Raw genomic sequence first — 21,623 nt, 5'->3', positions numbered from 1 at the left:
GGAATCTAGTCATTGACAAGTTGCGGGGCGGTCGGGCAATCTTGTCGGTGTCAAGTTGTGGAGCGGGTCGTCACGTGACAAGGGGAGCGGTCATGTCGGGGAACGTCAGCGGGGCCGGCGGGACGGATCGGTTCGAGGGGAGCACCGGGGGAGGCGGTGTGGCGGCGGCGGAGGGGGGTGTCGGCGAGGGCGGGATCGCACCGGGCCAGGTGCGCCGGCTGTGGCATCTTCTGGAGCCCCTGCACGCCGTGCTGTATTACGCGCCGGAGAGCTTCGAGGAGGCGGCCGCGCTCGGGTTCGGGACCGAGGAGCGCTGGCCGAGCTACTTCCCCTACCGCGCGGCCCCGTTGGGCCCCGTCGGCGCCGAGCGGGTGGCCTCCGCCTTCTACAGCTTCAGCCCTCGCATGGTCGACGAACACATCGCGTCGGCCTGGCGGACGGCGAGTCCGCAGGAGGTGCTCGCCGCGCGGGAGCGATCCGTCGACCGCGCCTACCGGGCGCTGCTGGGTGACGGAATCGCCGGGCCACAGATGGCCGAGGCCGCGGCTCTCGCCCGGCGGGCGGCCGAGGCGGCGAACACGGCGGGGCGCCCGCTCGCCGCGGCCGGCGCCGCGTTGGACTGGCCCGAGCCGCCGCACCTCCAGCTGTGGCACGCGGCGACGATCCTGCGCGAACACCGCGGCGACGGCCACCTCGCGGCTCTGCTCGTCGCCGGTCTCGATCCCGTCGAGTCCCTCGTCTCGTTCGCCGCGATAGGCGCGGCCTCGGTGGAGCGCTTCGAGAGCCGCGGGTGGAGCCCGCGGGAATGGGCGGCCGGCCGCGAGCGGCTCGCCGCCCGCGGCCTGGTGGACGCAGGAGGTGTCACGACGGACGCCGGCCGTGCGCTGCGCCGCGAGGTCGAGGAGCGAACCGACCGACTGGCCGCCGGGCCCTGGCAGTCGCTCGGTCCGGATGCCACCGGTCGACTCGCCGATCTGCTGGGCGAGTTCTGGGTGGCGGTCATCGGCTCGGGGCTGCTGCCCGCGGAGACGACGCTGGGCATCGGGAAGGTGTGAGGCGGGCGGGACGCCCGGGCCGCTGCCGGGTCGTCGGACCCGAGTCCATGACGACGTCGGCCCCACCCGGTGGGACACCGTGGTGGGGCGGGACGTGAGGGGCGCGCGAGGAGGGCCAGGGCCACCGGTCCGTTCACACCGGCCGTGGGATCACCGACCTGTCGGAGTCCGACACGGACCTCTTCGGTTCTGAGGCGCCGTCACCTCGGCACGCGGCCGACTGCGGGGAAGGCCGAGTGGATGCCCGCTCGGGCACCCGCTCCCGGCATCCGCTCCGGATATGGCTGTCCGGGCCGGTCAGGACCGATCAAGGCCGGTCGCGGTCACGGTCCATACCCATCGCGCCTTCGGCCCTGCCCTGCGCGTCGTCGACCTTGTCCGTGTACTTGTCGCCGGTCTTCTTGTTGACCTGCTTCTCCGCGGCGTCGGACATGTCCTTCGCCTTGTCCTGTGCCGCGCGGTTGCTCTTGAACCTGTCGAAGATGCCCATCCAGAGCTCCTTCCGGGGGCTGACTCACCACCGACGATACGCCGGGCGTGCGCCAATTGCCCGTTGGGTCGGGTATGACCCGGGAGTACGCCCCGATAGGTTGGGCAGAGGGGAAGCACGCCCGGGCGGGGCGGACCCGGGCAGGCGAAGGGGAGGGCGTTTGTCGTGCGTATGAGGGGTGGGGCGGCTGCTGCCGCGGCGGTGCTGATCGTGCTCGGTGCCGGGGTCAGCGGCTGCAAAGAGGACGCCATAGGTTCCGCGGGGCCCGAGGAGACGGCGGGCGGTGGCGGCGGAGGTGGCGGGGCCGCGCTCTCCGCGGTGGACTCGCTGACCGTCAAGGGGCGTGCCCCGAAGACCGGTTACAGCAGGGAGCGGTTCGGCACGGCCTGGGCCGACACCGACGCGAACCACTGCGACACCCGCGACGACATCCTCAAGCGGGACCTCAAGGACGTGAAGTACAGCGACGGCAAGTGCAAGGTGTCGCACGGAGTCCTCGAACCGGACCCCTACGGCGGCAAGGACGTCACCTTCACCCGCGGGCGCAGCCTGGTCGACATCGACCACCTCGTCGCCCTCTCGGACGCCTGGCAGAAGGGCGCCAAGTACTGGGACGCGAGCAAGCGGATAGCGCTGGCCAACGACCCGCTCAACCTCGCCGCCGTCGGCGCCAGCGCCAACCGCAGCAAGGGCGACGGCGACACGGCGACCTGGCTCCCGCCGAACAAGGAGTACCGCTGCACGTACGTGGCGGGACAGGTGGCCGTGAAGAAGAAGTACGGGCTGTGGGTCACCGGCTCCGAGAAGGCCGCGATGAAGAAGGTCCTGTCCGGCTGCCCCGGCCAGAAGCTCCCCTCCGGCGGCAACCCGACGGACGCCCCGAAGCGGTTCACCGCGAACTAGCGGCCGTGCCCGGCGGTGCGTCCCCCGGCCCCCCGGCCGCGTCCGGTCGCGGGCCGGGCGCCGGACGGACGCCGTACCCCCGCGTCCCGCCGGTCAGCTGCCGAGCTTGTCGATGTCGATGACCTTGCCGGCGGGCTTGGTGGCGGGGACCGGCTTGTCGTAGTCGCCGAAGGTGATCGTGCCGGGGTCCTTGGCGGAGGTGCTGTCGACCCGCAGCAGGTAGGGCTTGCCCTTCGTGGCGACGTACAGGGTGTACCGGTCCTTGCCGTCCTTCTCGTGCAGGATGATCGCCTCGGTCCCGTCGACGGTGGTCGTCCTGCCGCGCGTCGCATCGGAGTTGACGTCCTCCGCGCCGGCGAGCACCGAGTCGAGGTCGCAGAAGCCCGCGATGTCCTTGGCGTCGGAGCCGGTCGCGGACATCTTGGTCCACTTGCCGGCCAGCATGTTCACGACCGCGTCCGTGTCGGCCTTGGAGTCGCCCTTGCCCTGGGCGCGCAGGAACGCCTCGTCGTACTTCATGTAGACGGTGTCGCCGGTCTTGATGAGATCGGCCTTGCCCTGGCCGCCCATGCCCAGCGTTCCGGCACAGTCACCCTTCTTGTTGAGGGCCATGTCGATACGGATGGTGCCGCCGTCCTCGTCGTCGGGCACGTCGCCCTTCATCCGGAGCGAGGCGGCGCCGTCGGTGGCCTTCACGGCCCGGTCGGCGATCTCGCCCCCGGACAGACCGGCGAACGGACCCTTCGGCTTGCTGTCCGCCTTGGTCTCGCCGGGCAGGCAACCGGTGAGACCGGCGGTGGCCGCGGCGGCGAGGCAGAGAGCGGCAAGTGCGGTGCGACGCATGAGAGTTCCTTGGCGTGGAGTGGGTGGCGGTGTCGGTGGAGCCAGGGGCGGCCGGATCGCTCCGGCGGCCTGCCCGTTCGATGGGTCAATAACAGCAGAGCTTGTGAACCGAGTCAACACGGTTCACGGGGAAGGTTGTGTACACGCCTGTGAAGGGGTAGATCTTGCATGCGCCGGTATGCTCGGCGCCACGCACCGGAACACCGGAGCACCGGACTGCCGAAGTGCCAGAACACCGGGATTGCGGTGCGGTGGTGACGGCGGGCCGGCCGGGGTCACAGGGGTGCCGACCAGAACGAGGGGAGCCGGGCGGGTGCAGCACAACGCGACAGAGGTGACCGCCGCCGGAATCGCACGGCTCGCCGGAGTCGGCCGCGCGGCCGTCAGCAACTGGCGCCGCCGCCACGCCGACTTCCCCAAACCGGTCGGCGGTACCGAGACCAGTCCCTCCTTCGCCCTCACCGAGGTCGAGGCCTGGCTGCGCGACCAGGGGAAACTCGCCGAGGTCCCCCTCCGTGAACGCGTCTGGCAGCAGCTCGCCGGTCACCCTGGAGGCCCTGTCACCGCCCTCGTCCACGCGGGCTGCGTGCTCCTGCTCATCCACGACCGCCCCACCGACTGGCTGGAACTGAGCGCCGGTTCCGACGAACGGCTCGCCGCGCTGCTGCCCGCCGCCCTCGACCAGGTGATCACCCCGAGGTTCGGCCCCCCGCGCGAACGCGCTGTGAACACCCCGGCCGGTCCGGAGCTGCTCACCTCCGCACCCCTGCTGCGCGGCGCCGCCGAACTGGCCGCCGAGCTGGGCGCCCGCCAGACGTACGAGTTCCTTCTGGGGCGCCACCTCGACGCCAACCCCCGTCAGTACACGCTCACCCCCGCCGGCCTCGCGACGCTGATGGCGGAACTCGCGGGACCGGCACGCACCGCACTCGACCCGGCGTGCGGCACCGGCGCCCTGCTGCGCGCCGTGGCCGCCCGGCCCGGGCAGGAGCTGTTCGGGCAGGACAGCGCCCCCGAACTGGCGGCGCTCTCCGCGCTGCGGCTGGCGCTCCAGGGCAAGGCCGCCGTGCGGACCGCCACCGGTGACAGCCTCCGAGCGGACGCCCTTCCCACGCTCCGCGCCGACGTCGTGCTGTGCCACCCGCCGTTCAACGAACGCAACTGGGGACACGACGAACTCGCCTACGACGCCCGCTGGGAGTACGGCTTCCCGGCCCGCACCGAGTCCGAACTGGCATGGGTGCAGCACGCGTTGGCGCACCTCAGGGACGGCGGCAGCGCCGTCGTCCTCATGCCGCCCGCCGCCGCCTCGCGCCGCTCCGGCCGCCGTATCCGCGCCGACCTGCTGCGCCGCGGCGCGCTGCGGGCCGTGATCGCGCTGCCGATCGGCGCGGCACCGCCGTACAACATCCCGCTGCACGTCTGGGTGCTGCGCCGTCCCGAGAAGGCGCCCGCACAGCCCGAGTTGCTGCTCGTGGACACCGGCGCGTCGGCCGGGGAGGGCAGGGCCTTCGACTGGGCCGCCGTGCGCGGAGCGGTGCTCGACGCGTGGCGGCCCTTCGAACGCGCGGGCAGCGTGCGGGAGGAGCCGGGGTTCAGCCGTTCGGTGCCGGTCATCGAACTCCTCGACGACGACGTGGATCTCGCGCCCGCCCGCCATCTGCCGCCGGCCGCCGCGGGAGGCGGCTCCGAGCGGCTCGCGAGCGTGCGCGAGGACCTCGGTGAGACCCTGCGGCTCGCCGCAGGCCTCACGCCCCCCGAGGCGCTGCACACCCCCGCCGTGCGCTGGCCGCTCATCACCGTCGGCGAACTGGCGCGCGGAGGAGCCCTGTTGCTGCGCACGGGCGGAAACAGCGCGCCCGCGCGCGCCAGGGTGCTCACCGACCACGACGTGCTCGCCGGGACCGCACCCTCCGGGAGTCTCCCCGAGGGCGACGAGGAGACCGTCCCGGTCGAGGCGGGCGACGTCGTGGTCCCCGTGCTCGGGGGCGGCTCCGTCGCGCGCGTGATCGACGCGGACACGGCCGGCGCGGTACTGGGACGCAACCTCACCCTCCTGCGCCCCGACCTGGCCGCGCTGGACCCGTGGTTCCTCGCGGGATTCCTGCGCGGCACCGCCAACAACCGGCAGGCCAGCAGCTACGCGTCCACCGCCACCCGGCTCGACGTACGACGGCTGCACCTGCCGCGCCTGCCGCTGGAGGACCAGCGCCGCTACGGCGAACGCTTCCGCGCCCTCGCCGAGTTCGAGGACGCGCTGCGCCGCGCCGGGCGCCTCGGGGAGCAGCTCGTCCGCGGCATGTACGACGGGCTGACGGACGGGACGGTCGCTCCCGGCTGACCCGCGCGGGGTGACGGCGGAGGCGCCCCGGACGGGCGGAACGGCGGCTTCCCGAAGGGGCGCCACGCGGGCGCCGGACCACGTGAAGTGATCAGCGCGACAACGGTTCGGTACAACCCGGGACCGGTTGTCCTTGTCGGCCTATACGCTCGGACTTCCAACTCGTACGTCCGTCCCCATCAGGCCTCCAGGAGCAGCCATGCACGGCCACGGCTACGCGCCGCCTCCGCCGAAGCGACCCCCGACCGGGCTGCTCGTCGCGCTGCGCGTGATCTTCGGAGCGCTGCCGCTCCTGAGCATCGGCTTCCTGGCATGGGGGTCCACCCTGCGCGTGGCGCTGGTGACGCGCCGCGCCGTGGACTGGTGGATCTTCCTCGGGTCGCTGCTGGCGATGGGCATCAGCTTCGCCTACCTGAGCACCGACCACACCGACGACTTCAGCAGCCCGAACGGCAACGTCGGAATGAGCATCCTGCTGCTCAACGCGGTCGCCTGCACCGGGTACTTCCTGTTCGCGGACATCCGCCACTACAGCCGGCTCGCCCCGCCCGGCTACCCGGCGCCGCTCCACCGGACCCCGCAGCCCGGCCCGCACTACGGCTACCCGCAGACGGCCGGTACGGGATCGCCGTACGGGACGCCGGTGCCGCACCAGCAGCCGCCCCTGCCGCAGCCGCCCGTCGTGCCGCCGCCTCCGCAGCGTCCCGCGCCCGTGCGGATCGACCAGGTGCGCGCCGAACTCGACGAGCTCAGCGACTACCTCCGCAAGCGCGACGGCCGGACCGACGGCGGGGACGGCAGGTGAGCCTTGCGACGGGCCGGGTGATCGCCGACCGCTACGAACTGTCCACGCTCATCGGCCAGGGCGGCATGGGCCAGGTCTGGACGGCCTACGACCAGCGCCTGGACCGGCGGGTCGCGGTCAAGCTGCTGCGCCCCGACAAGGTGGCGGGCCAGGAGGCCGACGAGCTGCGCCGCCGCTTCGTGCGCGAGTGCCGGGTGACCGCGCAGGTCGACCACCCGGGGCTGGTCACGGTCCACGACGCGGGCAGCGTCGGCGACGAGCTGTTCCTCGTCATGCAGTACGTCGACGGAGCGGACCTCTCCGACCACCTCGCCGAGCACGACCCCTACCCGTGGCAGTGGGCCGTCGCGGTCGCCGCCCAGCTGTGCGCGGTGCTGAGCGCGGTGCACGCCGTGCCGATCGTGCACCGCGACCTCAAGCCGCGGAACGTGATGGTCAAGCAGGACGGCACGGTCACCGTCCTCGACCTGGGCGTCGCCTCCGTCATGGACACCGACACCACGCGGCTGACGCACACCGGTTCGCCCATCGGCAGCCCCGCCTACATGGCCCCCGAGCAGGCGATGGGTGGCGCGGTCGGCCCGTACACCGATCTGTACGCGCTCGGTGTGCTGCTGCACGAACTGCTCAGCGGGGACGTGCCGTTCTCCGGCTCGACCGCGCTCGGCGTGCTGCACCGGCACCTGTACGAGCCGCCGCTGCCGGTGCGCCGGCTGCGCCCCGAGGTGCCGCCCGCGCTGGAGGACCTGGTGCTGCGCCTGCTGTCCAAGGACCCCCAGCACCGCCCGGGTTCCGCACAGGAGACGTACGAGCAGCTCCTCCCGCTGCTGCCCGCGCGCGGCACGCCCACCGGCGCGCCGCTGGATCCCACGCGGCCGTTCCTGCGCCCGCACGCCCCGTGGCCGGACCGTGCACGGACGCCCGCGACCCAGCCGCAGGCCGCGCCCGCCGTGGAGAAGCCCGACGTGGCCGGTGCCGTGGACGAGGTGAAGCGGCTGCTCGGCGAGGGCCGCATCACGCAGGCCGTGGACATCCTCGGCTCGATCCTCCCGGCCGCCGCCGCCGAGCACGGGGAGCACTCGCCGGTGGTGCGCACCCTGCGCAAGCAGTACGCGGCCACGCTCATGGACGACGGCCAGTACCGCCGCGCCCTGCCGGAACTGCGCCGGCTCGCCGACGAGCGCGCCTCCGAGGCGGGCCACGCCGACCCGCAGTCACTGCGTTTCCGCTACGACGCCGCCCAGTGTCTGGAACAGCTCGGCGAACCCGCCGCGGCCCTGGCCGAGTACCGCGCGCTGCTGCCGTACTACGAGAACCAGTACGTCGCGGGAGACCCGGAGATCTCGCTCGAAGTGCGCCGCAGGATGGGCCACTTGCTGCTCGCGCTCGGCGACCGGGCCGCCGCCCACGACACGCTGGCCCGGCTCCTGCACGACGTGGACCGGCTGCGCGGGCCCGGGCACCCCATGGCCGGGGAGATCCGCCGCACACTCCAGTGGCTCGGGCAGGTCCGGGGCTGAGCCCGCCCGGACGCCGAAGGTTTTGCGCCGCCTTGGCCGAAACTTGTGATGATCAGGGGGCGGGGTTACCCGGGCGGAGGGACGCGCCGGGTAAGTTGCGGTCTTCCGTGCGTCACGCGCGCGTGCGCGGCCCGGTCCGGACGCGCCGCACGACCGCGTGACCCGCACCCGGCACACAGCACCGGCACGGCAGCCCTGGCGGCCGTCGACCCGTCGTGCCGTTCCGACCGTCGTACCCGTCGTACCCGTTGCACCAGTTGAACCATGGGGTGGGAATTTTCATGTCCAGCCATCGGCATTCCAAGAAGCGCAGATACGTGGCCTGGGCCGCGGCCGGTGCCGCCGTCGTCGCCGGCGCGGGGATCGCCGCGCAGACCTCGATGGCCGCGACCACGTGGCCCGCGCAGCGCACCTTCACCGGCCGCGCCTTCGACGCCTGCGCCGCGCCCTCGCTGTCCGCGATGAAGGCCTGGCACACCGGCTTCTACGGAGCCGCCGCCGTCTACGTGGGCGGCAAGAACCGCGGCTGCGCGCAGCCCAACCTGACCGCCTCCTGGGTGAAGTCGGTCAGCGCGCTCGGCTGGAAACTGGTCCCCCTGTACGTCGGCGCGCAGCCGTCCTGCCAGACGGGGAGCAGCCCCGAGAAGATGACCGCCTCGACGGCCGCCTCCCTCGGCGCGAAGGACGGCGCGGACGCGGTCGCCAAGGCCGCGGCCCTCGGCATGAAGGCCGGCAGCCCGGTCTACCTCGACATGGAGTCGTACGACGTCACGAACAAGGCGTGCAACGACGCCGTGCTGACGTACGTGCGGGCCTTCGACAAGACCCTGCACGCCAAGACGTACCGCACCGGCTACTACGGCTTCACCAGCTCCAGCGCCACGGCGATCGCGACGGCGAGCGACAAGACGGACCTGCCGGGCAACCTCTGGTACGCGCTGTGGGACAAGAACAACACCACGACGGCCGACTGGCCGTGGGGAGCGACCCAGTTCACGAACCACAGCCGCGCGCACCAGTACATGGTCAACAGCAAGGAGACCCGCGGCGCCTACACGATCACGGTGGACCGCGACGCGTGGGACGCGCCCGTCGCGATCACGGGCTGATCGCGATGTGACGTGCGGCGGTGCCCGAAGTCGTCGTGAATCGTTGGTCGAATGGCTGGCCGGGAGGCGAGCCACTGCCTACCATCGATCACCGCAAGACTTTGTGCACCGCCGCACAATCTCCTCGGGAGGCTTCCTTGCACCGCCGCCGTCGCACCGCGCTCGTCCTCTCCGCCGCGATCGTCGCCGCGGCCCCCCTGCTGACCGGTTGCGGCAGTGACGCGCATCCGGGCGCGGCCGCGGTCGTCGGAGGCCGGCGGATCACCGTCGCGCAGTTGGAGAGCCGGGTGAACGAGGTGCGCTCGGCGCAGCGCGCCGCCACCAAGGACGAGGCGCAGTACGAGCAGGCCATCGCCAAGACCGGCACGCTCACCCGCGACACCCTGCACGGCATGGTCCTGGACCAGGTCCTCGACCGGGCTGCGAAGAACGAGGGGGTGACCGTGACCCGCAAGGACTCCCAGCAGATGCGGTCGGCCCTCGAACAGCAGGCGGGCGGCTCGAAGGCCCTGGAGACGGCCTGGCTGCAGAACTACGGGGTCGCGCCCAAGCGACTCGACGACAGCCTGCGCACCGAGATCGAGGCGCAGAAGCTCGCCGCCGCGCTCGGCGCCGACATGAACACCACGGACGGCAAGGCCGTCTTCTGGAAGGCGATGTCCACCGCCTCGAAGCAGCTCCACGTCGACCTGAACCCGCGCTACGGCGCCTGGGACGTCCAGAAGAGCAGCCGGGTCGACGCGAAGACGCCGTGGCTGCGCGAGGTCACGTCGGCGGGTACCCAGCAGACGACGTGATCCGTACGGGGGCCGTCACCGGCCCCCGGCGGACCTGTGGACAACCTCCGGGGCCGTCGGCGGGGTGGGTTACGTTCGAGGGGTGAACGCAACCAGCAGCTCCGAGGGCGGCCCCACCGCCACCGACCCCGGCCGTATCGTCCTGCTCACCACCAGCCACCGGGTCGCTCCCGGCCTGCTGTCCTGGCCGGCCTGGCAGGCGCTGCACGGCGCGGACCGGGTGCTGTGCGCCGACGGCGCGCATCCCCAGATCCCGTATCTGCGCGAGGCGGGCATCGGTGTGGACGAGGTGTCCCCGACCGCCGAGGACCTGGTCGACGCCTGCGCGGGCGGCCGCACCCTGGTGGTCGTCGCCACCGGCGAGGGCGAGCCGGGGCTCACCGACGGACTGGCCCGGCTGGCCGGCTCCGGCCGGGTGCGGATGCCGGACCTGGAGCTGCTCCCCGCCTCCTACGACCTGCCGGGCGCCCGCCTCCTCGACCTGGTCCAGGTGATGGACCGTATCCGCGTCGAGTGCCCCTGGTCGTCCCGGCAGACCCACGAGGGCCTGGCGAAGTACGGCATCGAAGAGGCCTACGAACTCGTCGAGGCCATCGAGGACGGCGACCGGGACGAGCTGCGCGAGGAACTGGGCGACGTGCTGCTCCAGGTCGTCTTCCACGCCCGTATCGCCGAGGAGGACGAGGACGCGCCCTTCTCGGTCGACGACGTCGCGGGCGGCATCGTCGCCAAGCTGATCCACCGGCACCCCCATGTCTTCGGCGACGCCACGGCGACGACCCCCGAGGAGGTCAAGGAGCACTGGCTGCGCACCAAGGCCGAGGAGAAGCGGCGCACCTCCGTCACCGACGGCGTCCCGCTCGGCCAGCCGGGTCTGGCCCTTGCCGCGAAGCTGTCGTCCCGGGTGCGCACGGCGGGCCTCGACGTGCCGCTGCCCGCCGGCGAGGGCGTGGGGTACGAGCTGCTGGCCCTGGCGGCGCGCGCCGAGGCCGGAGGCGTGGACCCGGAGGCCGCGCTGCGGGCGGCGGCCCGCGCCTACCGGGACGCGATCCTCGCGGAGGAGCGGGCGGGAGTTCCGGTGGAGCAGCAGAAGGAGGAGCTGGAGCTGGAGCTGGAGCTGGAGTCGGAGCAGGAGGAGTAAGGAGCCGGACGGGCGGGGGAGTTCAGGCTCCGGGGGTGCGGCCGGTCGGGTTGTGCCAGCTCGGCCGCGGGCGGTCGAGGAGCCACTCCGCCGCCCCCAGCGGGCGGTTTCCGCCGGTCGGCGGCAGTAGGTCGTGGAAGAGTCGGCCCTCCGGTGTACCGAGGGAGGGCAGGGTGTCGGCGACCTCCTCGACGAGGTCGGGCGGCCCCGCGAGGTAGACGTCGTGCCGGGTCCAGCCCGCCCGGTTGCCGAGCGCGGTCAGCAGCCGTTCGGTCGCCTGGGCCTTGGGGCGGCCGGGCGCGGGGGTGATGTGGGTGACGGTGAGCCGGGGAAGCCGGGCCCGCAGACGGTCCACGGAGGGCTGGTCGTAGAGGTACGCGATGTCGCGGGCGACGAGGAACAGGCGGGCCTCGTGGGCGGGTTCGAGCTGTTCCAGCAGGGCCTTCACCGGCGCCCAGCCGGTGCCGGCCGCGATGAGGGTCAGCGGGCGGTCCGCCGGGGTCCGCAGGGTGAGGCCGCCGCCGGGCGCGCCGAGCCGCAGGACGTCGCCCACGCGGGTCTGGCGGACGAGGGCGGTGGAGAGCACTCCGCCCTCGACCCGGCTGACGTGCAGGTCGACGGTGCGGTCGGGCCGGGGTGCGTTGGCGAGGGAGTAGGGGCGCCAGATGCCCGGCAGATGCGGCGTGCTGACGCTGACGTACTGCCCGGCGGAGTAGGTGAGGCGCTGCCGTGGCCGCAGGGTGAGGACCACGAGGTCGTCACCGTGCCGGGTGCGGGCGACGACCTCCGCGTCCCACCAGCCGGGCTCGCCGTGGTGCTGGGCCTCCCAGGCGCCCTGGAGCATGATGTTCGCGATCGCTCCGTACGCCTCGGACCAGGCCTTCTCGGTCTCTCCGCTCCAGGCGGATCCGGCGACGGCGGCGAACGCCGCGATCAGGCTCGACCCCACCGCCGCGTAGTGGTCCGGCTGGGCCAGGTACTTGCGGTGGTCCCGTCCGAGATCCCGTAAGTAGTCGGGCAGTTCGGGGTCCTCGAGCCGGTCCATGACGAAGGTGAGCGCCGCGAACAGCCGGTCCCGTTGCCGCTCCATGTCCTCCGGGAAGTCCGTCGGGAACAGCTCGCGGAGTTCCGGGTGGTGCCGGAACAGGTGCGCGTAGAAGTACTTGACGGCGAACTCGGCCCGGCGCTCCACGACCGCGAAGCTGGACTTGAGTATTTCGGGGTCCACTGCGTGAATGTGGGAGCTGCCGCGCGGCCGAGTCAAACAGCTTCCGATGTGCGGACAGCCCCGGGCGAACCGGACGAGTGGCGCCCCGCCCCCGTGCGTGGCCCCGGCCGCGCGGGCCCGCCCCGGCATCCCGGCCGCCGGCGGATACCGTCGGGGAGTGACCGAGCACGAGACCTCCGCGAGCCCCGCCCCCGAACTCTTCAGCTGGGAGTTCGCCACCGATCCCTACCCGGCGTACGCCTGGCTCAGGGAGCACGCGCCGGTGCACCGGACGCGGCTGCCCAGCGGGGTGGAGGCCTGGCTCGTCACCCGGTACGCCGACGCCCGGCAGACCCTCGCCGACCAGCGGCTCTCCAAGAACCCCGCGCACCACGACGGGTCCGCGCACGCCAAGGGCAGGACGGGGATCCCGGGGGAGCGCAAGGCCGAGCTGATGACGCATCTGCTGAACATCGACCCGCCGGACCACACCCGGCTGCGTCGGCTCGTCAGCAAGGCGTTCACCCCGCGGCGCGTCGCCGAGTTCTCCTCGCGGGTGCAGGAGTTGACGGACGATCTCATCGACGGGTTCGCGGAGAAGGGGTCGGCGGACCTCATCCACGAGTTCGCGTTCCCGCTTCCCATCTACGCCATCTGCGACATGCTCGGGGTCCCTCGCGAGGACCAGGACGACTTCCGTGACTGGGCGGGAATGATGATCCGGCACGGCGGCGGTCCGCGGGGCGGGGTCGCCCGCTCGGTCAAGAAGATGCGCGGGTATCTCGCCGAACTGATCCACCGCAAGCGGGAGGCGCTGCCCGCCGAGGCCGGGCCCGGCGAGGACCTCATCTCCGGACTCATCCGCGCCTCCGACCACGGTGAGCACCTCACGGAGAACGAGGCCGCCGCCATGGCCTTCATCCTGTTGTTCGCGGGGTTCGAGACCACGGTCAACCTGATCGGGAACGGTCTGTACGCCCTGCTGACCCACCCCGGGCAGCGGGCCCGCCTCCAGGCCTCCCTCGCGGCCGGGGAGAGCGACCTGCTGGAGACGGGGGTGGAGGAACTCCTGCGCTACGACGGGCCCGTGGAGCTGGCCACCTGGCGGTTCGCGACCGAGAGCGTGCGGATCGGCGGCCAGGACATCGCCGCGGGCGACCCCGTGCTCGTCGTCCTCGCCGCCGCGGACCGCGACCCCGAACGCTTCGAACAGCCGGACACCCTCGATCTCGCCCGGCGTGACAATCAGCACCTCGGCTACGGCCACGGCATCCACTACTGCCTGGGCGCGCCGCTCGCCCGGCTGGAGGGCCAGACCGCGCTGGCCACCCTCCTCACCCGGCTCCCCGACCTCCAACTCGCTGGAGATTCGGCCGATTTGCGCTGGCGTGGCGGGCTCATTATGCGTGGATTGCGGACACTTCCTGTGGAGTTCACCCCGGTCGGACAGTCCGGAACCGGTTCATCCGGAACGCCTGGTGACGGTGGGGGACAGGACTCCCGCGGGCGCCGGGAGGACGCCCGGTCGACCGACCCGACGGGCGACGTCAACTGACACGCCGTCATAACTGTGATCTTCACGTGATCTGCGCTGCATCGACTTGTGACAAGCGTTCGAGTCCATATACGTTCACCCATCAATACGGCCCCGGCGATCGTCACTTCGCCGTAGGCGCCGTAGTTACCCCGTTGTCACGCGAAAGGCTTCCGCATGCTCTCCGGGAACGGCCGTCACCGGCGCCCCCGTCAGGCCCCGGCCCTCATCGTCGCCGCAGGGGTGACCGGGTCCGCCATCGCGATCCCGCTCCTCGGGGCGTCGAGCGCGAGCGCGGCCGACGGGACCACCTGGGACCGGGTGGCCGAGTGCGAGAGCGGCGGCGCGTGGAGCGCCGACAACGGCAACGGGTACTACGGCGGCCTCCAGCTCACCCAGGACAACTGGGAGCGGTACGGCGGTCTCGAGTACGCCCGGAGCGCCGACCAGGCCAGCCGCTCGCAGCAGATAGCCGTCGCCGAGAAGGTGCTCGACGGCCAGGGCCTCGTCGCCTGGCCGACCTGCGGACCGCTCTCCGGCCTCAGCAAGGACTCGGCCGGGGTCGACGTCGACACGGGCATGGGTGACGGCGCGTCGGGCGACGCCGACGACTCCGGTTCGAGCGGGCTGTCCACCTCGCCCAGCGCCTCCCCTTCCACCGAATCGTCCAGATCGTCGGATTCCTCCGGCGCGAGTGACACCGCCTCGCCGAAGGCGACCGGGAGCGGCACGAAGTCCGGCGACTCACAGGCCGCAGACAGCTCAGGCAACTCGGACAGCTCCGACAAGTCGGACAACTCGACGTCCGATCCGTCGGAGTCGGACAAGTCGGGCCGGACCGACGCCTCTTCGGAGCCCTCCGCTGACGCGTCCACCGCGGGACGGCACCGCGGCGGCAGCGCCGACGAGGACGGGGTGGACGCCGCGACCGACAGCCGCACCGACGGCACGTCCGGGCGGCACGCCTCGCGCGGTTCGGACGACGCGCGTGACGCCGGTGACGGCACCTATGTCGTGCGCTCCGGCGACAGCCTCTGGAAGATTGCCGACGCCCTCGACGTCACGGGCGGATGGGCCGACCTGTACGCCGCCAACGAGAAGACCGTGGGCATCGACCCGGACCTCATCCTGCCCGGTCAGAGCCTTGCTGTTGATAGCGAATCGGTCGAAAAGTAGCGGGAGTTCACGTCACGGTTCGCCGTGGAATGTCCGGTTTGGCGCGAGTGAGACATGAGTCTCAGAAGCCCTGATCGTCTTTGAAATTCAGGCGATCGACTGCTTACGGTCGTGATCGCTCGCCACAGCGGGCCCCGACGGTCGCAACGCCGAATCCTGCCAGCGGCCGTACGGGAACAGTCGTCGCGTCAAGCGCCGTAGGCAGGAGCGGGGGACCCAAGGTAAGTGCCGCGACCGGGAGTTGAGAGACGCCCGGGGACGGCTTGGGGTAAAGCCGCGCGCCGTGGTTCCGAGACGGGACCGGGGACGTGCGGCCGGGCAACTCAACCGGCCCGAACCCGACAGCTCACCTCGCAGGCGTCGGTGAGGGGATCACTCGATGCTGTTTTCCAGCAAGGGCAAGCACCGCCGCCCGAACAAGGCCACCCGTGTCGCCACGCTCGCCGGTGTCACCGGTGTCGCCATCGCCGCACCGCTGATGGCCGCGGGCAACGCCTCCGCCGCGACCGGCTCCGAGTGGGACGCCGTCGCCCAGTGCGAGTCCGGCGGCAACTGGTCGATCAACACCGGCAACGGCTACTACGGCGGCCTGCAGTTCTCGTCCTCCACCTGGGCCGCGTACGGCGGCACCGCCTACGCCTCCACCGCCGACCAGGCCTCGAAGTCGCAGCAGATCGCCGTCGGCGAGAAGGTCCTCGCCGCGCAGGGCAAGGGTGCCTGGCCGACCTGCGGCACCGGCCTGTCGAGCGGTGGCAGCTCCACCCCCGCGGCGCCGTCGACCTCCTCCGGCTCCTCGTCGGCCGGCAGCCCGCAGGACCGCACGTCCGAGCAGCCCGCCTCCCGTTCGCAGGAGCGCCCGGCCGCCAAGAAGACCGTCACCACCCCGACCGGCAAGAAGGTCGAGAAGGGTGACGGCGAGTACAAGGTCGTCAAGGGTGACACCCTCAGCTCGATCGCCCAGAAGCACCACGTCAAGGGCGGCTGGCAGAAGCTGTTCAAGCTGAACCACGACATCGTGGACGACGCCGACTTCATCTTCCCGGGCCAGCAGCTCCACCTGCACTGAGCGAGGCCGCACACCGGCCGGACGTGGTCGCCCTCGGCGGACGGCGACCACCTCCCCGGCCCGGCGGCTCCGCCCGGCTGAACGACAGCCCCCTCGCGGGCCCGGACCCCGGGCCTGATCCCCACCGAGGGTTCCCGTCCCCACGGGCTCCCCGCTCCGGCGCGTGTTCCCCCGTACGCGCCGGAGCGGGGTTTTTCATCTCGTTTTTGTTCCGATCGGGAACAATATGTACCCGGAGTTCTGCCCAAGGGGTGGTCGATCGGCTGGCCGATCCCTCCGGGCCGGTTAGGCTCGTCCCGCAGGACTAGCCAAGCCCTGCGTATTCGCGTCACATCCCAGAAGGAGATGCTCGTGCCGTCCATCGACGTCGTCGTAGCCCGGGAAATCCTGGACTCCCGAGGCAACCCCACGGTCGAGGTCGAGGTCGGCCTCGACGACGGCAGCACGGGTCGTGCCGCCGTTCCGTCCGGCGCCTCCACCGGTGCCTTCGAGGCCATCGAGCTCCGTGACGGTGACCCCAACCGTTACCAGGGCAAGGGTGTCGAGAAGGCCGTCCTCGCCGTCATCGAGCAGATCGGCCCGGAGCTCGTCGGCTACGACGCCACCGAGCAGCGCCTGATCGACCAGGCGATGTTCGACCTGGACGCCACCGACAACAAGGGCTCGCTCGGCGCCAACGCGATCCTCGGCGTCTCGCTCGCCGTCGCGCACGCCGCCTCCGAGGCGTCCGACCTGCCGCTGTTCCGCTACCTGGGCGGCCCGAACGCGCACCTGCTGCCCGTTCCGATGATGAACATCCTGAACGGCGGGTCGCACGCCGACTCGAACGTGGACATCCAGGAGTTCATGATCGCCCCGATCGGCGCGGAGTCCTTCTCCGAGGCCCTGCGCTGGGGCGCCGAGGTCTACCACACGCTCAAGAAGGTGCTGAAGACCAAGGGCCTGTCGACCGGCCTCGGCGACGAGGGCGGCTTCGCCCCGAACCTGGAGTCCAACCGCGCCGCCCTCGACCTCATCGTCGAGGCCATCAAGCAGGCCGGTTACATCCCCGGTGAGCAGATCGGCCTCGCGCTCGACGTCGCCGCGTCCGAGTTCTACAAGGACGGCAAGTACGAGTTCGAGGGCAAGTCCCGCTCGGCCGCCGAGATGACCGAGTACTACGAGGAGCTCGTCTCCGCGTACCCGCTCGTCTCCATCGAGGACCCGCTGTACGAGGACGACTGGGCCGGCTGGAAGGTCATCACCGACCGGCTGGGCGACAAGGTCCAGATCGTCGGCGACGACCTCTTCGTCACCAACCCGGAGCGTCTGGCCCGCGGCATCGAGGAGGGCTCCGCCAACGCCCTGCTCGTCAAGGTCAACCAGATCGGCTCGCTGACCGAGACGCTGGACGCCGTCGAGCTGGCCCAGCGCAACGGCTTCAAGTGCATGATGTCCCACCGCTCCGGCGAGACCGAGGACGTCACCATCGCCGACCTCGCGGTCGCCGTGAACTGCGGCCAGATCAAGACCGGCGCCCCGGCCCGCTCGGACCGTGTCGCCAAGTACAACCAGCTGCTGCGCATCGAGGAGATCCTCGACGACGCCGCGGTGTACGCCGGCCGCAGCGCCTTCCCCCGCTTCAAGGGCTGAGCACCACCCGCTCCTTAGGAAGCGTCGTACGTACGTCCCCGTACTCGGTCCCGTACCGTGTGCGGGGACGTACGCACGTGACGGGCCCGCACCACGGTGGGCCGGTACTGGGGAGGCGGGACTCATGGCCGTGAAGGACCGGGACCGGTTCTCCACCTCGACCAGGCTGAAGCTGCTCGGCGAGCAGACGGCGGCCCGGGTCTACCGCTCCCAGACCAAACGGCAGGCCCGCCGTTCCCGGCTCACCGGCCGGGCCGCGCTCCTCGCTCTCGTCCTGTGCTCCCTGATCGTCGCGCTCGCCTACCCCATGCGGCAGTACGTCTCCCAGCGTGCCGAGGTCGCCGACCTGGAGCACCGTCAGGAGCAGGCCCGTCAGCGGGTCGAGCAACTGCGCGACCTGAAGGCGCGCTGGCAGGACGACGCGTACGCCGAGCAGCAGATCCGGCAGCGGCTGCACTACGTCATGCCGGGCGAGAACGGCTACATCGTGGTCGACCCGGACGCGGCGAAGCAGGCCCGCGCCGGCCAGGGTGCCGCCGACCGCCCCTGGTACACCAACGTCTGGGACGGCGTGGACAAGTCCGACGCCGCCGACCAGTGACGAACCCCTGAACTGACCAGAAAGACACGTGACTCACGGCATGGAAACGCCACCGCCGACCACCCCGCGCACCGAGCCCACCGACGCCGACGTCGAGGCCTTCAAGCAGCAGCTCGGCCGGCCGCCGCGCGGACTGCGCGCGATCGCGCACCGCTGCCCGTGCGGTCAGCCCGACGTGGTGGAGACGGCGCCCCGCCTCCCCGACGGCACCCCCTTCCCGACCACGTACTACCTGACGTGCCCCCGGGCGGCGTCCGCGATCGGGACCCTGGAGGCCAACGGGGTCATGAAGGAGATGACGGACCGGCTGGCGACCGATCCGGAGCTGGCCGCCGCCTACCGCGCCGCCCACGAGGACTACATCGCGCGCCGTGACGCCATCGAGGTCCTGGCGGGCTTCCCGAGCGCCGGCGGCATGCCGGACCGGGTCAAGTGCCTGCACGTCCTCGTCGCCCACTCGCTGGCCGCGGGACCGGGCGTCAACCCGCTCGGCGACGAGACCATCGCGATGCTGCCGGAGTGGTGGCGCAAGGGAGCGTGCGTGACGGTCCCCGGCGAGGCCGCCGAGCCCGCGCAGCCCGTCGACGAGGCCGGCCGGTGACCCGCGTCGCCGCGATCGACTGCGGTACGAACTCGATCCGCCTGCTGGTCGCCGACGCGGACCCGGAGACCGGGGAACTCGTCGACCTGGACCGCCGGATGACCATCGTCCGGCTCGGCCAGGGCGTCGACCGGACGGGACGGCTCGCCCCGGAGGCGCTGGAGCGGACGTTCGCCGCGTGCCGCGAGTACGCGGCCGTCATCAAGGAGCACGGCGCCGAGCGGCTCCGCTTCGTGGCCACCTCCGCCTCCCGGGACGCCGAGAACCGCGACGACTTCGTGCGCGGCGTCCTCGACATCCTCGGCGTCGAACCCGAGGTCATCAGCGGCGACCAGGAGGCGGAGTTCTCCTTCACCGGCGCGACCCTGGAGCTGAAGGGCAGCGACGACCTGGCCAAGCCGTACCTCGTGGTGGACATCGGCGGCGGCTCGACGGAGTTCGTGGTCGGCGCCGACACGGTCCGCGCGGCACGCTCCGTGGACGTCGGCTGCGTGCGGATGACGGAGCGGCACCTCGTGCACGACGGCGGCGTCACCGACCCGCCCAGCGCCGAGCAGGTCGCGGCCATGCGCGCCGACATCGAGGCGGCCCTGGACCTCGCCGCCGAGACCGTCCCGCTGCGCGAGGCACGCACGCTCGTCGGCCTGGCGGGCTCGGTCACCACGGTCTCGGCGATCGCCCAGGAGCTGCCCGCCTACGATCCCGCGGCCATCCACCACTCGCGGATCCCCGTCGAGCGGGTCCGCGAGATCACCGAGTGGCTGCTGCGCTCCACCCACGCCGAGCGCGCGGCGGTCCCCTCCATGCATCCGGGGCGTGTCGACGTGATCGGCGCGGGCGCCCTGGTGCTCCTGTCGATCATGGAGCGCACCGGCGCCCGGGAGGTCGTCGTGAGCGAGCACGACATCCTCGACGGCATCGCCTGGTCGGTGGCCTAGGCCGGTCGTCCGGGAGGTGGCCCGGGTCTCCTTTGCTACCGATCAGTAGCCTCGGCTGAGCAGGTCGGCTAGCGTATGAGCGGGTCCGAGGGGGTCGGGGGAGCCCCTCGGATGCACCTCGCCGAGAAAGTTCGTGAAGTTCTTCACAAGGAAAAAACCCCTGCTGGGCGTGGAAGGGGCCGCTTGGGCCTCCGAGCGGGGTCCGGTCGCCTCCGGAGAAGGTTCAACGGCGTGTTGCGGGCGCGTTTCCGGTCGGTGAAACAGGGGAGTTCACTACTGGGCCGAACGGGTCGGAGTGCAGCTCACGCGGTGTTGACAAGGGTACGAACCGTACGCGTGCCGCCCTCGCGGACCATGACCTCGATCATGCGGGCCGCGCAGTGTAGCAGAGCACCTGCCCAAGCTTGTGAAGGGGCGCACGAGCGACCCCCCATGAGCGGGTGGATACTCGATGGCATGAGCACCACGGAGCGTCCCAGGATCCTCGTAGTAGGCGGTGGGTACGTAGGCCTGTACGCAGCTCGGCGCATTCTCAAGAAGATGCGCTACGGAGAGGCGACCGTCACGGTCGTCGACCCCCGGTCGTACATGACCTACCAGCCCTTCCTCCCCGAAGCCGCCGCCGGCAGCATCTCCCCTCGGCACGTCGTCGTCCCGCTGCGACGCGTGCTGCCGAAGGCGGAGGTCCTCACCGGCCGGGTCACCACCATCGACCAGGACCGCAAGGTAGCCACGATCGCCCCCCTCGTGGGCGAGGCGTACGAGCTGCCTTTCGACTACCTCGTCATCGCGATGGGCGCGGTCTCCCGCACCTTCCCGATCCCCGGCCTCGCCGAGCAGGGCATCGGCATGAAGGGCATCGAGGAGGCCATCGGCCTGCGCAACCACGTCCTCGAGCAGCTCGACAAGGCTGACTCCACCACGGACGAGGACGTCCGCCGCAAGGCGCTGACCTTCGTCTTCGTGGGCGGCGGATTCGCCGGCGCCGAGACCATCGGCGAGGTCGAGGACATGGCCCGCGACGCGGCCAAGTACTACAGCAGCGTGTCCCGCGAGGACATGCGCTTCATCCTCGTCGACGCCGCGGACAAGATCCTCCCCGAGGTCGGTCCGAAGCTCGGTCAGTACGGCAAGGAGCACCTGGAGAGCCGCGGTGTGGAGATCTACCTCTCCACCTCCATGGACTCCTGCGTCGACGGTCACGTGGTGCTGAAGAACGGCCTCGAGGTCGACTCCAACACCATCGTGTGGACGGCCGGCGTCAAGCCGAACCCCGTTCTCTCCCGCTTCGGTCTGCCGCTGGGCCCGCGCGGTCACGTGGACACGCAGACCACCCTCCAGGTGCAGGGCACGGACTACATCTGGGCCGCGGGCGACAACGCCCAGGTGCCGGACATGGCCGCCCGCAAGGCCGGCGTCGAGAACGCCTGGTGCCCGCCGAACGCCCAGCACGCGCTGCGTCAGGCCAAGGTGCTCGGCGACAACGTGGTCTCCGGTATGCGGGGCTTCCCGCAGAAGGAGTACGCGCACTCCAACAAGGGTGCGGTGGCCGGTCTCGGCCTCCACAAGGGCGTCGCGATGATCGTCATGGGCAAGATGAAGATCAAGCTCAAGGGCCGTCTCGCCTGGTACATGCACCGTGGCTACCACGGTCTGGCCATGCCGACCTGGAACCGCAAGATCCGCGTCTTCGCGGACTGGACGCTCGCCATGTTCCTCAAGCGCGAGGTGGTCTCGCTCGGCGCCATGGAGACACCGCGCGAGGAGTTCTACGAGGCTGCCAAGCCGGCTCCGGCCGCCGCGGCCCCGGCGCCCGCCGCCAAGTCCGAGGAGAAGGCCAAGGCCTCCTGACCGAGGTCCGCTG

General features: G+C 71.7%; 18 protein-coding genes, 1 pseudogene and 1 riboswitch. Of the genes and pseudogenes, 16 read left to right on the top strand and 3 right to left on the bottom strand.

From position 1 onward, the window contains the following. Positions 1 to 92 precede the first annotated feature (92 nt). Positions 93 to 1,055, top strand: a complete 963-nt coding sequence (locus tag B0675_RS06050; RefSeq protein ID WP_241539711.1) for a hypothetical protein — start codon at positions 93 to 95, stop codon at positions 1,053 to 1,055. Positions 1,056 to 1,362: 307 nt separating this feature from the next. Here B0675_RS06050 and B0675_RS06045 read toward each other — a convergent pair whose 3' ends face one another. Further along, positions 1,363 to 1,545, bottom strand: coding sequence for an Rv0909 family putative TA system antitoxin (locus B0675_RS06045; RefSeq protein ID WP_081217712.1), 183 nt, complete (start codon positions 1,543 to 1,545; stop codon positions 1,363 to 1,365). 171 nt (positions 1,546 to 1,716) lie between these two features. Here B0675_RS06045 and B0675_RS06040 point away from each other — a divergent pair, with 171 nt between their 5' ends. Continuing rightward, positions 1,717 to 2,448, top strand: coding sequence for an HNH endonuclease family protein (locus B0675_RS06040; protein WP_081217711.1), 732 nt, complete (start codon positions 1,717 to 1,719; stop codon positions 2,446 to 2,448). 93 nt (positions 2,449 to 2,541) lie between these two features. On the opposite strand, the gene B0675_RS06035 is transcribed toward B0675_RS06040, so the two are convergent. After that, entirely contained in the window at positions 2,542 to 3,291 is a 750-nt protein-coding gene (locus tag B0675_RS06035; protein WP_081217710.1) for a hypothetical protein, read from the bottom strand. A 313-nt stretch (positions 3,292 to 3,604) separates the two neighbouring features. Between B0675_RS06035 and B0675_RS06030 the strand changes: the two genes are divergently transcribed. From B0675_RS06030 to B0675_RS06005, 6 genes are all read left to right on the top strand, one after another. Further along, complete coding sequence (locus B0675_RS06030) at positions 3,605 to 5,632, top strand: N-6 DNA methylase (RefSeq protein ID WP_081217709.1); 2,028 nt, start codon at positions 3,605 to 3,607, stop codon at positions 5,630 to 5,632. A gap of 199 nt (positions 5,633 to 5,831) precedes the next feature. After that, positions 5,832 to 6,437: a hypothetical protein gene (locus B0675_RS06025; protein ID WP_081217708.1), complete on the top strand. Its 606-nt coding sequence runs from the start codon at positions 5,832 to 5,834 to the stop codon at positions 6,435 to 6,437. Positions 6,438 to 6,475: 38 nt separating this feature from the next. Continuing rightward, positions 6,476 to 7,957: a serine/threonine-protein kinase gene (locus B0675_RS06020; RefSeq protein WP_277625245.1), complete on the top strand. Its 1,482-nt coding sequence runs from the start codon at positions 6,476 to 6,478 to the stop codon at positions 7,955 to 7,957. Between the two features lie 281 nt (positions 7,958 to 8,238). Further along, positions 8,239 to 9,066 (top strand): glycoside hydrolase domain-containing protein, encoded by an 828-nt coding sequence (locus B0675_RS06015; protein ID WP_081217706.1) that lies wholly within the window; start codon positions 8,239 to 8,241, stop codon positions 9,064 to 9,066. A 137-nt stretch (positions 9,067 to 9,203) separates the two neighbouring features. Then, complete coding sequence (locus B0675_RS06010) at positions 9,204 to 9,863, top strand: SurA N-terminal domain-containing protein (protein ID WP_081217705.1); 660 nt, start codon at positions 9,204 to 9,206, stop codon at positions 9,861 to 9,863. An 82-nt stretch (positions 9,864 to 9,945) separates the two neighbouring features. Next, on the top strand, positions 9,946 to 11,004 hold the full coding sequence (locus B0675_RS06005) for a nucleoside triphosphate pyrophosphohydrolase (protein ID WP_081217704.1): 1,059 nt from the start codon (positions 9,946 to 9,948) through the stop codon (positions 11,002 to 11,004). A gap of 22 nt (positions 11,005 to 11,026) precedes the next feature. Here the strand turns inward: B0675_RS06005 and B0675_RS06000 are convergent, their stop codons facing one another. Further along, a complete protein-coding gene (locus B0675_RS06000) occupies positions 11,027 to 12,232 on the bottom strand; it encodes a globin domain-containing protein (RefSeq protein WP_081217703.1) in 1,206 nt (401 codons plus the stop codon). Positions 12,233 to 12,389: 157 nt separating this feature from the next. Here B0675_RS06000 and B0675_RS05995 point away from each other — a divergent pair. From B0675_RS05995 to B0675_RS05960, 8 genes and pseudogenes are all read left to right on the top strand, one after another. After that, a pseudogene (locus tag B0675_RS05995) lies at positions 12,390 to 13,652 on the top strand (cytochrome P450); the annotation flags it as partial. Between the two features lie 270 nt (positions 13,653 to 13,922). Further along, the gene (locus B0675_RS05990; RefSeq protein ID WP_081217702.1) at positions 13,923 to 14,921 is read left to right on the top strand and encodes a transglycosylase family protein; all 999 of its coding nucleotides are present in this window, start codon (positions 13,923 to 13,925) and stop codon (positions 14,919 to 14,921) included. 183 nt (positions 14,922 to 15,104) lie between these two features. After that, positions 15,105 to 15,296: riboswitch (cyclic di-AMP (ydaO/yuaA leader) on the top strand. A gap of 4 nt (positions 15,297 to 15,300) precedes the next feature. Then, positions 15,301 to 15,987: a transglycosylase family protein gene (locus tag B0675_RS05985; protein WP_081217701.1), complete on the top strand. Its 687-nt coding sequence runs from the start codon at positions 15,301 to 15,303 to the stop codon at positions 15,985 to 15,987. Between the two features lie 345 nt (positions 15,988 to 16,332). Further along, positions 16,333 to 17,619, top strand: a complete 1,287-nt coding sequence (gene eno / locus B0675_RS05980) for a phosphopyruvate hydratase (protein ID WP_081217700.1) — start codon at positions 16,333 to 16,335, stop codon at positions 17,617 to 17,619. A gap of 124 nt (positions 17,620 to 17,743) precedes the next feature. Continuing rightward, on the top strand, positions 17,744 to 18,220 hold the full coding sequence (locus B0675_RS05975) for a septum formation initiator family protein (RefSeq protein WP_081217699.1): 477 nt from the start codon (positions 17,744 to 17,746) through the stop codon (positions 18,218 to 18,220). A gap of 40 nt (positions 18,221 to 18,260) precedes the next feature. Continuing rightward, entirely contained in the window at positions 18,261 to 18,821 is a 561-nt protein-coding gene (locus B0675_RS05970) for a DUF501 domain-containing protein (RefSeq protein WP_081217698.1), read from the top strand. Next, on the top strand, positions 18,818 to 19,759 hold the full coding sequence (locus B0675_RS05965) for a Ppx/GppA phosphatase family protein (RefSeq protein ID WP_081217697.1): 942 nt from the start codon (positions 18,818 to 18,820) through the stop codon (positions 19,757 to 19,759). Before B0675_RS05970 ends, B0675_RS05965 begins: the two co-directional genes overlap by 4 nt. 456 nt (positions 19,760 to 20,215) lie before the next feature. Further along, positions 20,216 to 21,610 carry an NAD(P)/FAD-dependent oxidoreductase gene (locus B0675_RS05960; protein ID WP_081217696.1) on the top strand — a complete coding sequence of 465 codons (1,395 nt, stop codon included), beginning with the start codon at positions 20,216 to 20,218 and terminating at the stop codon, positions 21,608 to 21,610. The last annotated feature ends 13 nt before the right edge of the window (positions 21,611 to 21,623 follow it).

The sequence above is a fragment of the Streptomyces sp. M41(2017) genome, from assembly GCF_002078175.1.
GTDB lineage: Bacteria > Actinomycetota > Actinomycetes > Streptomycetales > Streptomycetaceae > Streptomyces.
This window is presented reverse-complemented; position numbering and strand designations above follow the sequence as displayed.

What these genes read in the sequence shown, in the direction of transcription:
- B0675_RS06050 (WP_241539711.1), top strand. Translation starts at nt 93, where the DNA reads ATGTCGGGGAACGTCAGCGGGGCCGGCGGGACGGATCGGTTCGAGGGG.
- B0675_RS06045 (WP_081217712.1), bottom strand. Translation starts at nt 1,545, where the DNA reads ATGGGCATCTTCGACAGGTTCAAGAGCAACCGCGCGGCACAGGACAAG.
- B0675_RS06040 (WP_081217711.1), top strand. Translation starts at nt 1,717, where the DNA reads ATGAGGGGTGGGGCGGCTGCTGCCGCGGCGGTGCTGATCGTGCTCGGT.
- B0675_RS06035 (WP_081217710.1), bottom strand. Translation starts at nt 3,291, where the DNA reads ATGCGTCGCACCGCACTTGCCGCTCTCTGCCTCGCCGCCGCGGCCACC.
- B0675_RS06025 (WP_081217708.1), top strand. Translation starts at nt 5,832, where the DNA reads ATGCACGGCCACGGCTACGCGCCGCCTCCGCCGAAGCGACCCCCGACC.
- B0675_RS06015 (WP_081217706.1), top strand. Translation starts at nt 8,239, where the DNA reads ATGTCCAGCCATCGGCATTCCAAGAAGCGCAGATACGTGGCCTGGGCC.
- B0675_RS05990 (WP_081217702.1), top strand. Translation starts at nt 13,923, where the DNA reads ATGCTCTCCGGGAACGGCCGTCACCGGCGCCCCCGTCAGGCCCCGGCC.
- B0675_RS05985 (WP_081217701.1), top strand. Translation starts at nt 15,301, where the DNA reads ATGCTGTTTTCCAGCAAGGGCAAGCACCGCCGCCCGAACAAGGCCACC.
- eno (WP_081217700.1), top strand. Translation starts at nt 16,333, where the DNA reads ATGCTCGTGCCGTCCATCGACGTCGTCGTAGCCCGGGAAATCCTGGAC.
- B0675_RS05975 (WP_081217699.1), top strand. Translation starts at nt 17,744, where the DNA reads ATGGCCGTGAAGGACCGGGACCGGTTCTCCACCTCGACCAGGCTGAAG.
- B0675_RS05970 (WP_081217698.1), top strand. Translation starts at nt 18,261, where the DNA reads ATGGAAACGCCACCGCCGACCACCCCGCGCACCGAGCCCACCGACGCC.
- B0675_RS05960 (WP_081217696.1), top strand. Translation starts at nt 20,216, where the DNA reads ATGAGCACCACGGAGCGTCCCAGGATCCTCGTAGTAGGCGGTGGGTAC.